Genomic DNA, 12,389 nt, shown 5'->3' on the forward strand with positions numbered 1-12,389 from the left:
GGATCGCCTGATCCTCGTCGCGAGGAGTGATAGGACAGCGGGACAAGGAGGTGTCATGGAGGGTGATCACCGTGTCTGGCCCCCGCAGACGGGCGCCCGGCACCGCCGTACCCCTCCTGAGGACCGTACCGCTCCCGAGGACGGCACCTCTCCTGAGTCCGGCGCCTCTCCGGAAGGCAGCGTCTCTCCTGAGGACGGCAAGCCCGTGTGGGGCGCGCACCGCGAGGGGAGGCCGCGGCGGGGCAAGAACCCCTTCGCGAGCGTCAGGGACACCGCCGCCGAGGCCAAGCGCCCTCCTGCGCCCGCGGACCCCGCGCAGGAAAGGAACAGGAGGTCCGTTTCCCATCCTGCTCAGGGGGCGGGCTGGGGGCCTGTTTCCGGGGCCGGACGTGAGACGGGCTGGGGGTCTGCTTCCGAGCCCGGCTGGGGGGCTTCTCCCGAGGTCCCGTACGAGACGGGCTGGGGGGACTTTCCCGGGCGTGACGACGGGCCGTCGCGGGGACGGCGGGAACGGTCCCATCCGCTGGACCTCGGCCCTGACCCGGAGGACGAGCAGGAGCCGTGGAACCCGCGGATCCGCGGGGCCACGTACCCCGGCCGGCACAACGGCCAGGACACCGGGCTCGGCGGCGGACGCGGCCGTGGGAGCGGCACGTCGCCGACCGGCGAGTCCCTTCCGCCGTCGGCCCGCCTCTACGGCTCCCCGGCCGATCCTGGAGCGCGCGGGCGGGTGGGAGGCAGGAGGTGGCGCCGGTGGGCGGGCGTGCTGGTGGCGTTGCCTGCCGGGGCGGGGTTGATCGTGGTGGTGGCCGTCGTGGTGCTGACTTTCGCCGCGCCGCCGGCGGAGACGGGCCGGCTGAGCGACTCGCGGGCGGGGGTGTCGGCGGCGCTGCCGCAGGGATGGCGCGAAGGGCCGGTGCCGCCCGTGACCGGGTTCACCTCGGTCGTCAGGGACGACGCCGGAGCACTCGTCATGGCCAGACCGATGCCGCCGGTGAAGGACGCGGGGAAAGCCGTCAAGGAGGCGGCGGAGCTCTACTCCAGGCTCCTGCTCAAAGGGGACCGCGTGACCGTCGTCGAGGACAAGCAGGTTCCGGGTGGCCACACCCGGGCACTGCGGGCGGAATATCGGGACGTGGTCAACCGGCCGGCCTTCCTGCGCGTGATGCTGCTCACCCGCGGCGCCAGGGCCGTCCTGCTCGTCGGGCTGCTCCAGCCCGCCGACACCGGGCGCAGGCAGGAACTCGACACGGTCATGACGAGCCTGCGGCCGGGATGAGAGCCCGCCCGCCCTCTAACACGTGAGGATCACCTTGGCCAGAATCCCCGGCGCACGGCACGTCTTGTCGGTGGGCCCGATTACTCTAGGGTCACTGTGAGAAAGCGAAGCACACCAACCCCAGAGGTGATGCGGTGAGCACCTTCGCCGCGTCCCACCTTTCGCCTTCCTATCCCGACCGAGCAGCCTGGGGCACCGCCCCCAAGCTGCGCGCGTGGCAGCAGGAGGCGTTCGACCTCTACTTCAGGCGAGAGCCGCGCGACTTCCTCACCGTGGCGACCCCGGGCGCGGGCAAGACGACCTACGCCCTGCGCATCGCCAGCGAACTGCTCGCCAACGGGGTGATCAGAGCGGTCACCATCGTGACGCCCACCGAGCACCTCAAGCGCCAGTGGGCCGACGCGGCCGGGCGGGTGGGCATCAACATCGACCCCGAGTTCAAGAACAGCCAGGGCGCCACGTCGCGCGACTACACCGGGGTCGCTGTGACCTACGCGCAGGTCGCCATGCACCCGGCGCTGCACCGGGCGCGCACCGAGGCGCGCAAGACCCTGGTGATCTTCGACGAGATCCACCACGCGGGCGACGCCAAGTCGTGGGGCGACGGCGTGCGCGAGGCGTTCGAGCCCGCCACGCGGCGGCTCCAGCTCACCGGCACCCCGTTCAGGTCCGACGACAACCCCATCCCGTTCGTCGCCTACGAGGAGGACGCTGAGGGCCTCAAGCGCAGCGTCGCCGACTACTCCTACGGCTACGGCCCCGCCCTCGACGACGGGGTCGTGCGCCCGGTCATCTTCCTGGCCTACTCCGGCGAGATGAAGTGGCGCACGCGGGCCGGCGACGAGATCGCCGCGACCCTGGGCACCCCGCTCACCAAGGACCAGCTCTCCCAGGCGTGGCGGGCCGCGCTCGATCCGAAGGGCGACTGGATCCGCCAGGTCATGCAGGCCGCAGACCGCCGTCTCACCGAGGTGCGCAGGGGCGTCCCCGACGCCGGCGGCCTGGTCATCGCCACCGATCACGAGACCGCCCGCGCCTACGCCCGCCACCTGCGCACCATCAGCGGCGAGGGGGCCACCGTGGTCCTCTCCGACGACCCCGGCGCGTCGAAGAAGATCAAGCAGTTCGCCGCGTCCGAGGACCGCTGGCTGGTGGCCGTGCGCATGGTGTCCGAGGGCGTCGACATCCCCCGCCTGTGCGTGGGCGTCTACGCCACCTCGACCTCGACCCCGCTCTTCTTCGCGCAGGCCGTGGGCCGGTTCGTCCGCGCCCGCAAGCGCGGCGAGACCGCGTCCGTCTTCCTTCCCTCGGTGCCCACGCTCATGGGCCTGGCCAACGAGATGGAGGCCGAGCGCGACCACGTCCTCAACAAGCGGCCGCCGGAGGACGGCCTCGACGACACCCTCCTCGAACAGGCCAACCGCGAGAAGGACAACCCCGACGTCCTGGGCGACGAGCTGCCGTTCGAGACGATGCAGACGTCGGCCACGTTCGACCGGGTGTTGTTCGACGGCGGTGAGTTCGGCACGGGGGCCGAGCTCGGCTCGGCCGAGGAAGAAGACTTTCTCGGCCTGCCCGGCCTGCTCGAGCCCGACCAGGTGGCCACGCTCCTGCGTAAACGCCAGTCCGACCAGCAGGCCGCCAAGCGCAAGCAGCCGGCCGACGAGCCGCGGCAGACGCTGGCGCCCCACGAGCAGATCGCCGAGCTGCGGCGCGAGCTCAACGGCCTGGTCGGCGCGTGGAACCACCGCACGGGCCAGCCGCACGGGGTCATCCACTCGGAGCTGCGCCGCGCCTGCGGTGGCCCGCCGATCGCCCAGGCGACCGCCGAGCAGATCCAGGAGCGCATCGCCACCATCCGCCGCTGGGCCACCCAGCGGCGCTAGGAGCACCGGTCAGGAGGCCGGTGACGTGCCGGCCCGACGGGATGACCTCCCGTCGTGGTGGAGACGCCGTCTTCACCCGACGGGAGGGCTTCGTTCGCCGTCTCTGGCAGGCGGCTCAGCTGACGCGGCGAGGCGTCTGACCATGATGCGGCACCGCTCGGGCCGGAGCTCGCGCCGGCCGTCCGGGTGGTAGACGACCTCTGTCGTGGCGACCTGCCCGTACGGCCATTCGGCGTATCCGAGACGCAGGTAGAGCCGCTGCGCGTCCTCGTTGTCCAGCCCGACGCCCAGGGCGACCCGTTCGTGGCCCAGGGCGGCGAGCCGGTCCTCGGCCGCCCACAGCAGTTCGGTCCCGATGCCCTGCTTGCGCCGCCAGGGCACGACCTCCAGGTGGGTGAGCAGGGCCACGCCCGGTAGATGGGTGCGTAACTCGGGCTCCTCCGCCGGGGCCAGCCAGACGTACACGTCGCCCACCGCCTCCTGCCCGTCCCATGCGACGAGCAGGAGCCCGTGGCCGGTGTCCTGCCTGCCCAGCCGGTCGGCGAAATAGGCCTCCTGGCCGAGGGACCGGACCATGGCAGGGAGGTCAGTATGGATGGCTTTGCGAATTTCGGAGGCCCCCACGGACCACAGATTCCCGGATGCCGCTCCCCTGAATCAACAGGCGTTTACCGGGACGCCCACCAGCGCAACGGCTTGGCCCCCGGCCTGACCACCCACTTCATGGCGTCCGCCACGCTTGATTCGAGCTGCGGGATCCCGGCCAGATGGCCGGCCCAGCGATGGCGGTCCGCCTTCCACGCCAGCAGGTAGGAGACGCAGAAGCCGGGGGTGATCAGCTTGAGCCGGCCGAGCGCGGCGAGCAGCGACTCCTCCATGGCGGTGCGGTCGGTGGAGCCGGGCCGCCGTCTGACGCGGCGCAGCACGTCCTCGATGAACGCCCTGCGCCTGGCCAGGAAACTCCTCCAGTGCGCCGGCCGGGTGGCGGCCGCCCAGCTCGCCCCGTCGCCGTCGAGAAGCCAGTAGACGCCCTCCGCCAGCACGTCGCCGAGCTCCTGGTCACGGGCGCGGACGGGCCGGTCGAACGGGTTGTACGGGCGCTGGGTCACCATGCCCGTCACCGCGAGCCGGCGCAGCGACGTCTCGCCCAGCAGGTAGAACCAGTCCTCGTTGTAGATGTTCGGGAAGAACGACGGCCTGCGGGTGGTCTCGACGGCGAGGGCGCCGCCGCCCACGAACGAGTCCTGGTCGCCGCCGGTGAGCCGATGCGCGTGGCACACCACAGAGTTGTCCGGATAACCGCCGATGTGCATGCCCACGGCATCGTAGTCGTCGAGCAGGGCCGCCGCCGCCGCGACCTCCTTGTGCCCTCCGACCACGATGTCGTCGTCCAGGAAGACGACCCGCCGCCAGCCCATCAGGCGGGAGAGGAGCAGCCCGGTGTTGCGTTTGGCGCTGAGATCGGTCGCGCGGTGGAACGGCGTGCCCTTCACCAGCGCGGAGGTTGCGAAATCCGGCAGGTTGAGCCGGGCCGTGTCGTCGACGTCGATCACGATGTAGTCCACGCCGGTCGGCAGCAGGAGCGCCGCAGCCTCGTCCGGGCGGCTCCACCTGCGGCTGTGCAGCGTCACCAGCGGGCAGCCCAGCGCGACGGCCAGGCGGATCGCGTGGCCGAGCCAGCTCGGATGCCGGATCGTCGGTACGACGATCGCGTCGACGGTCCCGGACTCCGCGTGCTCGCGGTACAGGTCGACCAGATGCCTGTGGGAGCCGTGATGATGCTCCGTGCCGGCCTGTGCTCTCTCATGCTCCACGGACGGGCCCCGGCCATTCGTGTAGCCGGTACGAGGCGACCGTCCAGTCGGGTGTGACGGCGACGCGGCCCTGCACCCTGACCCTCGTGAGGATGCTGTACGCCTCCGCGTCGCGGAACCGGTCACGCAGATAGGCGGTGTTGCGGTCGCGAAAGCGTGCGTCCGTGAGCGCCCGCACCACGCCGTAGACGCCTCGCGAGTGCATGCCGTTGCAGATGGTCAAGGTGTGGCTGGTGTTGTCCGGGTTGACGCCACGGTAGAAGAAGCCGACATCCTCTGTGAGCCGTACACCATCGCCTGAGCCGCTGGTGACGGTGTAGTGCCTGTGCGTTTCGCCGCCCTCGTCGACCTCGAAGTACGGCCCCCTCTCGCCCTCCCAGTCGGGCACCTGCCGCACCGGGAGCTCGATCCGCGAGAGCATGTACGCGGTGACCTCGTTGTAGTCGACGCCGCCCAGGAGCACCACGTGGGTGGTGAGGTCGTCGGCGCGAAGGTCCTCCGTCGCGCGCAGCGTCACGAGGCTGTGCGGGTTGGCGGCTCTGACATGGCCCCACAGCTCGAACAGGGAGTCAAGATCGGAGTATTTGTAGAGCTCGATGTAGTCGGGGCTCGACGGGTCCGCGTAGGTGATCTTCTCCCGCTCGTCGTGGGGGATCTGCGAGCAGATGATCGTGATCGGCTCGCCGTCGGCGAAGTGCCACGGCCCTCCATGGAGGGCGTCCGGCGCCGGGTCGGAGCTCTCGGCGCCCTGGAAGCGCAGCGCCTTCTTGCGCAGCCGGATGAGCTCGTCGAGCAGGGCGCGGTGCTCCGCCAGTTCCTCGGCCGTCATGTCCGACAGCGGGAGCACGCGGGCGTGCCCGTTGGCCAGCGATCGCCTGGTGGCGAAGAACGCGGCGTACTTCTCGAGGCGGTGCACGGGCGGAATCTTGACCAGGTGGGTCGACTCCCACGACGAGATCAGCGGAACGCTGACCCCGAACGCGTCGCGCAACTGTGCCTGGGTGACCCGCAGGCCGGGCCATCGGCTGTCGCGGAGCTCGCGCAGCCGGCGCGCCAGCGCGGTCCGCGCGGATTCGTCACCGCTCATGCCAAGCCTCATTCAAGTGAACTTCAGTGAATATAGGCCCTGACGGCGAAGTCGGTGAAGAAGTCGCAGCTAGGGCAGCACAACCAGACTACGTGCGCAAACGGATCGCACAGGAAGCACCAGTCTAGCCACAGCTCCGTGGCTGCCAAGGGGGAATGTGTGGGTTCAGAGTGGGTAAATCTCTGCATAGAGAGATTCAGTTAATCGAAGCTGAAGTTTACTGAATAGAGGTGGAGGTGGTATCGCGGCCCGATTTCCATGAGCCGTACCAGGCCAGAGCGGCATCCCGCGCGGAAAACGAGCGCAGGCACCCTGAGGCGACAGCGAAGGGGTGGCCCGCGATCCCGGATTTCTTGTCAGAGCGCGTCTCCGCACCAGGGAAACCTTCATGACCACACTAGTCCTCCACCTCTCGGTGGCCACGCCCATGTCATCCGATTCCCGGACCATGTCCCTCTTCATGCTGGCAACCATGATCACGCTGACGCTGGCCGCGATCCGCGGGCTGCTCAAGCGTACGCGCCTGATCATGGTGATCAGCGGCACGAGCGCCCTGCTCGTGGTCCTCTCCGTCCTCGCCCTCGCCTACCTGATCACCTTCGGAGCGACCTGAGGCGGTCACCGCGCGCGGCGCACCGCCCCCTGCGCTGCGCGCGCGCCGGCCGCGCCGCCGCGGGCGCGGTCACGCTGAGTGACTCTGTGTGTTTGGACACAGAGCAGTGGCCTTCTGTTAGAAGCTCGACTCAAGCGGCAACAACCACGATTGGCTGTCTTGGGATATGCAGAAGGGCTTCGCCCATGTCGTCTGAGGCCACCGGTAGGTCGACGCTGATCGTCACTTCCGGCCTCTCTCGCAGCGCCGTCGTCATCATCAGACTCGAAGGCGAACTCGACGTCAACGGGCTGCCGGTGCTGAGAGAGCACCTGCAGCGCGTGTGGGAGCTGCCCCCGAAGCCGTTCCTGGTCATGGATCTGAGCGCGGTCTGGTTCTGCGACTCGATGGGCATGAACGAACTCGTCGAGGTCCTGCAGCGCTGCGAGGCCAGGGACACCAGGCTGCTGCTCGGAGGGGTGCAGGGGGTGATGGAGCGGGTGTTGTCGATCACCGGTCTCCGGCACGCCTTCGAGGTCTTCGACCACACCGACGACGCCCTGCGGCTGGCCCGGGGCTGAGAATCTGTCGCGCGGGTGAAGATCTCTCCCTCGCCGTATGAGGTTCTCTCCGGCGGGCGTTGACCTTCACATGACCGTAGCGTCGCCGTGTGAGTACTCTTCGTGATCACCGGTGCCGCAGGGGTGCCGGGTTACTGTGGAGAGGTGCCTGAAGTGAGCCTGTACCTGCCCGAGGACGTCCTGAGCCGGGTCGCCGAGGCGGCCCGCGCGCACGAGATGTCCGAAGGGGACTACATTCGCGAGGCGGTCACACGCGCTCTCGCCGAGGAGATCGTCGGCGAACGACCCCGTCCCAGACTCCCGCTGTTCGACAGCGGCGACCCGAGCTTCGCTGGAAGCGTCGACGACGTCCTGGCGCGAGGGTTCGGAAGGGATGGGCTCGACTGATGCTCATCCTCGACACGAGTGGTGCACTCGCCGCCGTCGACAAGGCCGCCTTCACGGTGCTTCCCGCCGACGCGAACTGACCGGCCCAGGTCAGCCCAGTACGGGCGTCCCGCGCAGGGTGGCGCCGGCGGCCTTCAGCTCCGCCAGCGCCGCCTCCGTGGTCGCCGGTGCCACGCCCGCCGTGAGGTCGAGCAGCACCCGCACCTCCAGCCCGTGTCGGAGCGCGTCGAGGGCGGTGGCGCGCACGCAGTGGTCGGTGGCGATGCCCGCCACGTCGACCTGGCGCACCCCACGTTCCTCGAGCCACTCCAGCAGCGGCACCCCGTCGCGTGAGGTGCCCTCGAACCCGCTGTACGCCGCGTCGTAGGCGCCCTTGCTGAACACCTCGTCCACTTCCGACAGGCCGAGGGCCTGGTGGAAGTCGGCGCCGGGCGTGCCGGCGACGCAGTGGGCGGGCCAGGTGGAGGCGTAGTCGGGGGTGTCGGAGAAGTGCTCGCCGGGCGAGATGTGGTGGTCGCGGGTGGCCACCACATGGTCGTAGGGGTGGTCGGCCACGTGACGGGTGATCGCCCCCGCCACCTGCGAGCCGCCGGTGACGGCCAGGCTGCCGCCCTCGCAGAAGTCGTTCTGCACGTCGACGATGATCAGCGCGCTGCCCATACGGGCCACGATACGTCAGGCGAATTCGGTGGGGATCGCCGCATAGCCCCTGCCGAGGTGGAGGGCGTCCAGGGGGAGGGTGGTGACGGCCTTCGCGTGACGTTCGCGGGCGGCGGACAGGGGCTCCCCGCCGACGACCTCGCCGTCGCGCACCAGCTCGTGCAGCAGGGGGATGCCGCCTTCAGGGGTGAGCCCGCCGGTCGTGATCAGCTCGGTGTCGCAGTGGCCCCTCTCGTCGAAGAGCCGGTACGCCTCCTTGCGGCCCCCGCGCGACGGCTTGCCCACCGAGCGCTTGGCCACGGCCTCCAGCCTGCCCGCGGCCGTCTCCCGGGCCACCAGCTTGTACACCAGCGCCGCCGTGGGCACGCCCGACCCGGTCACGAGGGAGGTGCCGACGCCGTAGCCGTCCACCGGGGCGGCGGCCAGGGCGGCGATGGCGTACTCGTCGAGGTCGGAGGTGACGAGGATGCGGGTGTTGAACGCCCCGAGCGCGTCCAGTTGCTCGCGCACCTCCTGCGCGGCCGCCGCCAGGTCGCCGGAGTCGATGCGGACCGCCCCGAGCTTGGGTCCGGCCAGCTCGACGGCCGTGCGGACGGCCTCGGCCACGTCGTACGTGTCCACCAGCAGCGTCGTCTCCGGCCCGAGTGAGGCGATCTGGGCCTCGAACGCGTCACGCTCCGAGTCGTGCAGCAGGGTGAACGCGTGCGCCGCCGTGCCGGCCGTGGGGACGCCGTACACGCGGCCGGCCATCAGGTTGGAGGTCGAGGCGAACCCGGCGATGTACGCGGCCCGCGCGGAGGCCACCGCGGCGCTTTCGTGCGTGCGGCGCGAGCCCATCTCGATGAGGGGACGCTTGCCCGCGGCGTTGACCATGCGGGAGGCGGCGGAGGCGATGGCGCAGTCGTGGTTGAGGATGGACAGCGCGATCGTTTCGAGGAGCACGGCCTCGGCGAAGGTGCCCTCGACGATCATGATGGGGGAGGCGGGGAAGTAGAGTTCGCCCTCGCGATAGCCGTAGATGTTTCCCGAAAACCGGTAATCGGCGAGAAACGCCAGAGTGGACTCGTCGACGACCCGGCGCTCGCGCAGGTAGGTGAGTTCTTCGTCACCGAAGCGGAAGCGTTCAAGCTCGTCCAGGACACGTCCCGTTCCAGCGACAACCCCGTAACGCCGCCCGCCTGGCAGGTGCCTGGCGAACACCTCGAAGACGGCGCGCCGGTGCGCCGCGCCGCTTCGCAGGGCCGCCTGCAGCATCGTCAGCTCATAGTGATCTGTGAGCAACGCGGTGCTCATGGTCATTGTCACGAGTCGAAGACTACGGCCCAGATAGGGCAGACTCGGGGATGTGGGTAGCACCGCTCCAATCGCCGTTGAGCGTCCGTCATCGGACGTCCGACCCGATCTGCCTTGGGTGACCATCGTCTGGAACGACCCGGTCAACCTCATGTCCTACGTGACCTATGTCTTCCAAACGGTCTTCGGCTATACCAGGGAGAAGGCCGAGAAGCTCATGCTGGACGTCCACCACAAGGGCAAGGCCGTCGTGTCCAGTGGCACGCGTGAAGAGATGGAACGCGATGTGCAGATTCTCCACTCCTACGGCCTGTGGGCGACGGTCCAGCCGGATTCGGTCAAGTGAGGCGGCACGGGTGAGTTCGGGGTTCAAGCCGGGCAGGAACGGCGGCGTCATCGCGGTCTTCGAGGCCGCGGAGGTCTCGCTGCTGCGCTCGCTCGTGTCGATGATGCTCGGCATCGTCTCTCCGGGGCAGACGAGCGACGACCCGCTGGAGCGGGCGCTCGGGATCGGTGACACGGCGGTGCCGTCCGATCCGGTGCTGGCCAGGTTGTTCCCGTCGGCGTACGAGGACGAGAAGGACTCCGCGGAGTTCCGCCGCTACACCGAGGCGACGCTGCGCGACGGCAAGCGGGCGGACGCGCGGACCGTCTTCGACACCGCCGAGGCGGGCCACGCCGAGCTCACGGCCGAGCAGGCCCAGGCGTGGCTGCGCTCGCTCAACGACGTGCGCCTGACGCTCGGCATCAAGCTCGACGTGACCGAGGAGGTTCACGACGAGATCGCGATGATGTCGGAAGACGATCCCCGCTACCCGGCCTACGTCACCTACGACTGGCTGACCTACCTGCAGGACAGCCTGGTCCGGGCCCTCTGGTAGCTTCCGGGGCATGCTGTCGATCTCGCAGGAACTCGCGGACAAGATCGTCGCGCATGCTCGCGCCGATCATCCCGACGAGGCGTGTGGTGTCATCGCGGGCCGGGGCGGCGTGCCCGAGCGGTTCATCCCGATGGAGAACGCCGAGCGTTCGCCGACTTTCTACCGCTTCGACTCGATGGAGCAGTTCAAGGTCTGGAAGGAGATGGACGAGCGCGACGAGGAGCCCGTCGTGGTCTACCACTCCCACACCGCCACCGAGGCCTACCCGTCGCGCACCGACGTGTCCTACGCCTCCGAGCCGAACGCCCACTACGTCCTGGTCTCCACCAAGGACGACACCGAGGTGGAGTTCCGCTCCTACCGCATCCTCGAAGGCGTCATCACCGAGGAAGAGGTAAGGTTCATCCCATGATGGTCCGGCAGGTGCAGAGCTTCCTCTTCGCGCACACCGCGGCTGTCGTCGTCTACGACTGTCCGTGAGCGATCCGCTGCGCGGGCTGCCGTCACGGCCCTGAGGGGCACGGCGGTCCGGCGAGCCGATCTCCTGGTGGAACTTCCCCGGAATCCGCATCCTGCCGTCGGCGTTGCTGCCGATGGGACGACGACTGACCTGAGGAGACTGACCGCGATGGCCATCGAGGTTCGCATTCCGACCATCCTGCGCAACTACACCGACGGCGCCAAGGCCGTCGACGCCGAGGGCGCCACGCTCGACGAGCTGATCAGCAATCTCGAGTCGCGCCACCCCGGCATCAAGGACCGCCTGGTCGACCAGGGCGCGCTGCGCCGCTTCGTCAACGTCTACCTCAACGACGAGGACGTACGTTTCCTGGGCGGCCTGGGCACGCCGCTGTCCGACGGCGACACGGTGACCGTGCTTCCCGCCGTCGCCGGTGGGTGACATGCGTTTCGACTCATTGATCGACTCGGTCGGCCGCACGCCTCTGGTGGGGCTGCCGAGGTTGTCACCCGCCGCCGACGTGCGGATCTGGGCCAAGCTCGAAGACCGCAACCCGACCGGGTCGATCAAGGACCGTCCGGCGCTCTGGATGATCCAGGAGGCCGAGAAGGACGGGCGGCTCACGCCCGGCTGCACGATTCTCGAGCCCACCAGCGGCAACACCGGCATCTCGCTGGCCATGTCGGCCAAGCTCAAGGGCTACAACCTGATCTGCGTGATGCCGGAGAACACCTCGGAGGAGCGCCGCCAGCTGCTGCGCATGTGGGGCGCCGAGATCATCTCATCGCCCGCCGCGGGCGGCTCCAACGAGGCCGTGCGCGTGGCCAAGGAACTGGCCGCGAAGAACCCGTCGTGGGTGATGCTCTACCAGTACGGCAACCCCGCCAACTGGCGCTCCCACTACGAGTCCACGGGCCCGGAGATCCTGGCGGACCTGCCCACCGTCACGCACTTCGTGGCCGGGCTCGGCACGACGGGCACGCTGATGGGGGTCGGGCGGTTCCTGCGCGAGCGGGTGCCCGACGTGCAGATCGTCGCCGCCGAGCCGCGTTACGGCGAGCTGGTCTACGGCCTGCGCAACGTGGACGAGGGCTTCATCCCCGAGCTCTACGACGAGTCCGTGCTGACCACGCGCTTCTCGGTCGGCTCGGCCGACGCGCTGCGGCGCACCCGCGAGCTGCTGGCCTCCGAAGGCATCTTCGCCGGGGTCTCGACCGGTGCGGCGCTGCACGCGGCGCTGGGCGTGGCCAAGAAGGCGGTCAAGGCGGGCGAGCGCGCCGACATCGCCTTCGTGGTGGCCGACGGCGGCTGGAAATACCTGTCCACGGGCGCGTACGAAGGCACGCTCGAGGAGGCGGAGGACCGCCTCGAAGGCCAGCTCTGGGCGTGACCGCCGGTTGGGCTGTGACGCCCAGCCAGGAGGCCGCGGCAGTGTTCGCGGAAGCACGAGGGCGGCCGGTTCGCTGACC

General features: G+C 69.6%; 15 protein-coding genes. 10 read left to right on the top strand and 5 right to left on the bottom strand.

Going from position 1 to position 12,389, the window contains the following annotated elements; genetic code table 11:
- Window positions 1–55: 55 nt before the first annotated feature.
- Window positions 56–1,279, top strand: a complete 1,224-nt coding sequence (locus ABGA98_RS30275; RefSeq protein ID WP_347621810.1) for a hypothetical protein — start codon at window positions 56–58, stop codon at window positions 1,277–1,279.
- 134 nt (window positions 1,280–1,413) lie between these two features.
- A complete protein-coding gene (locus ABGA98_RS30280) occupies window positions 1,414–3,165 on the top strand; it encodes a DEAD/DEAH box helicase (protein ID WP_347621811.1) in 1,752 nt (583 codons plus the stop codon).
- A gap of 72 nt (window positions 3,166–3,237) precedes the next feature.
- On the opposite strand, the gene ABGA98_RS30285 is transcribed toward ABGA98_RS30280, so the two are convergent.
- The 3 genes from ABGA98_RS30285 to ABGA98_RS30295 all read right to left on the bottom strand — a co-directional run bounded on the left by ABGA98_RS30285 (window position 3,238) and on the right by ABGA98_RS30295 (window position 6,066).
- Window positions 3,238–3,741, bottom strand: a complete 504-nt coding sequence (locus ABGA98_RS30285; RefSeq protein WP_347621812.1) for a GNAT family N-acetyltransferase — start codon at window positions 3,739–3,741, stop codon at window positions 3,238–3,240.
- A 92-nt stretch (window positions 3,742–3,833) separates the two neighbouring features.
- Window positions 3,834–4,979, bottom strand: coding sequence for a hypothetical protein (locus tag ABGA98_RS30290; protein ID WP_347621813.1), 1,146 nt, complete (start codon window positions 4,977–4,979; stop codon window positions 3,834–3,836).
- The gene (locus ABGA98_RS30295) at window positions 4,969–6,066 is read right to left on the bottom strand and encodes a helix-turn-helix transcriptional regulator (RefSeq protein WP_347621814.1); all 1,098 of its coding nucleotides are present in this window, start codon (window positions 6,064–6,066) and stop codon (window positions 4,969–4,971) included. Before ABGA98_RS30295 ends, ABGA98_RS30290 begins: the two co-directional genes overlap by 11 nt.
- A 388-nt stretch (window positions 6,067–6,454) precedes the next feature.
- On the opposite strand from ABGA98_RS30295, the gene ABGA98_RS30300 reads away from it, so the two are divergent.
- From ABGA98_RS30300 to ABGA98_RS30310, 3 genes are all read left to right on the top strand, one after another.
- The gene (locus ABGA98_RS30300; RefSeq protein WP_347621815.1) at window positions 6,455–6,679 is read left to right on the top strand and encodes a hypothetical protein; all 225 of its coding nucleotides are present in this window, start codon (window positions 6,455–6,457) and stop codon (window positions 6,677–6,679) included.
- Between the two features lie 185 nt (window positions 6,680–6,864).
- Window positions 6,865–7,239, top strand: coding sequence for an STAS domain-containing protein (locus ABGA98_RS30305; protein ID WP_347621816.1), 375 nt, complete (start codon window positions 6,865–6,867; stop codon window positions 7,237–7,239).
- Window positions 7,240–7,383: 144 nt separating this feature from the next.
- Window positions 7,384–7,626 (top strand): CopG family transcriptional regulator, encoded by a 243-nt coding sequence (locus ABGA98_RS30310; RefSeq protein WP_347621817.1) that lies wholly within the window; start codon window positions 7,384–7,386, stop codon window positions 7,624–7,626.
- A 90-nt stretch (window positions 7,627–7,716) separates the two neighbouring features.
- On the opposite strand, the gene ABGA98_RS30315 is transcribed toward ABGA98_RS30310, so the two are convergent.
- Window positions 7,717–8,286, bottom strand: a complete 570-nt coding sequence (locus ABGA98_RS30315) for an isochorismatase family protein (RefSeq protein ID WP_347621818.1) — start codon at window positions 8,284–8,286, stop codon at window positions 7,717–7,719.
- Window positions 8,287–8,301: 15 nt separating this feature from the next.
- Window positions 8,302–9,585: a nicotinate phosphoribosyltransferase gene (locus tag ABGA98_RS30320; RefSeq protein ID WP_347621985.1), complete on the bottom strand. Its 1,284-nt coding sequence runs from the start codon at window positions 9,583–9,585 to the stop codon at window positions 8,302–8,304.
- Between the two features lie 46 nt (window positions 9,586–9,631).
- Here ABGA98_RS30320 and clpS point away from each other — a divergent pair, with 46 nt between their 5' ends.
- The 5 genes from clpS (at window position 9,632) to ABGA98_RS30345 (ending at window position 12,310) form a co-directional block, all read left to right on the top strand.
- Window positions 9,632–9,925 (top strand): ATP-dependent Clp protease adapter ClpS, encoded by a 294-nt coding sequence (clpS, locus tag ABGA98_RS30325; RefSeq protein WP_132330654.1) that lies wholly within the window; start codon window positions 9,632–9,634, stop codon window positions 9,923–9,925.
- A 10-nt stretch (window positions 9,926–9,935) separates the two neighbouring features.
- Entirely contained in the window at window positions 9,936–10,460 is a 525-nt protein-coding gene (locus ABGA98_RS30330) for a DUF2017 domain-containing protein (protein ID WP_347621819.1), read from the top strand.
- Window positions 10,461–10,470: 10 nt separating this feature from the next.
- The gene (locus tag ABGA98_RS30335; RefSeq protein WP_347621820.1) at window positions 10,471–10,872 is read left to right on the top strand and encodes a M67 family metallopeptidase; all 402 of its coding nucleotides are present in this window, start codon (window positions 10,471–10,473) and stop codon (window positions 10,870–10,872) included.
- A gap of 216 nt (window positions 10,873–11,088) precedes the next feature.
- Window positions 11,089–11,361: a MoaD/ThiS family protein gene (locus ABGA98_RS30340; protein WP_347621821.1), complete on the top strand. Its 273-nt coding sequence runs from the start codon at window positions 11,089–11,091 to the stop codon at window positions 11,359–11,361.
- A gap of 1 nt (window position 11,362) precedes the next feature.
- The gene (locus ABGA98_RS30345) at window positions 11,363–12,310 is read left to right on the top strand and encodes a cysteine synthase (protein WP_347621822.1); all 948 of its coding nucleotides are present in this window, start codon (window positions 11,363–11,365) and stop codon (window positions 12,308–12,310) included.
- The last annotated feature ends 79 nt before the right edge of the window (window positions 12,311–12,389 follow it).

It is taken from the genome of Nonomuraea sp. B1E8, assembly GCF_039871515.1.
Classification (GTDB): domain Bacteria; phylum Actinomycetota; class Actinomycetes; order Streptosporangiales; family Streptosporangiaceae; genus Nonomuraea.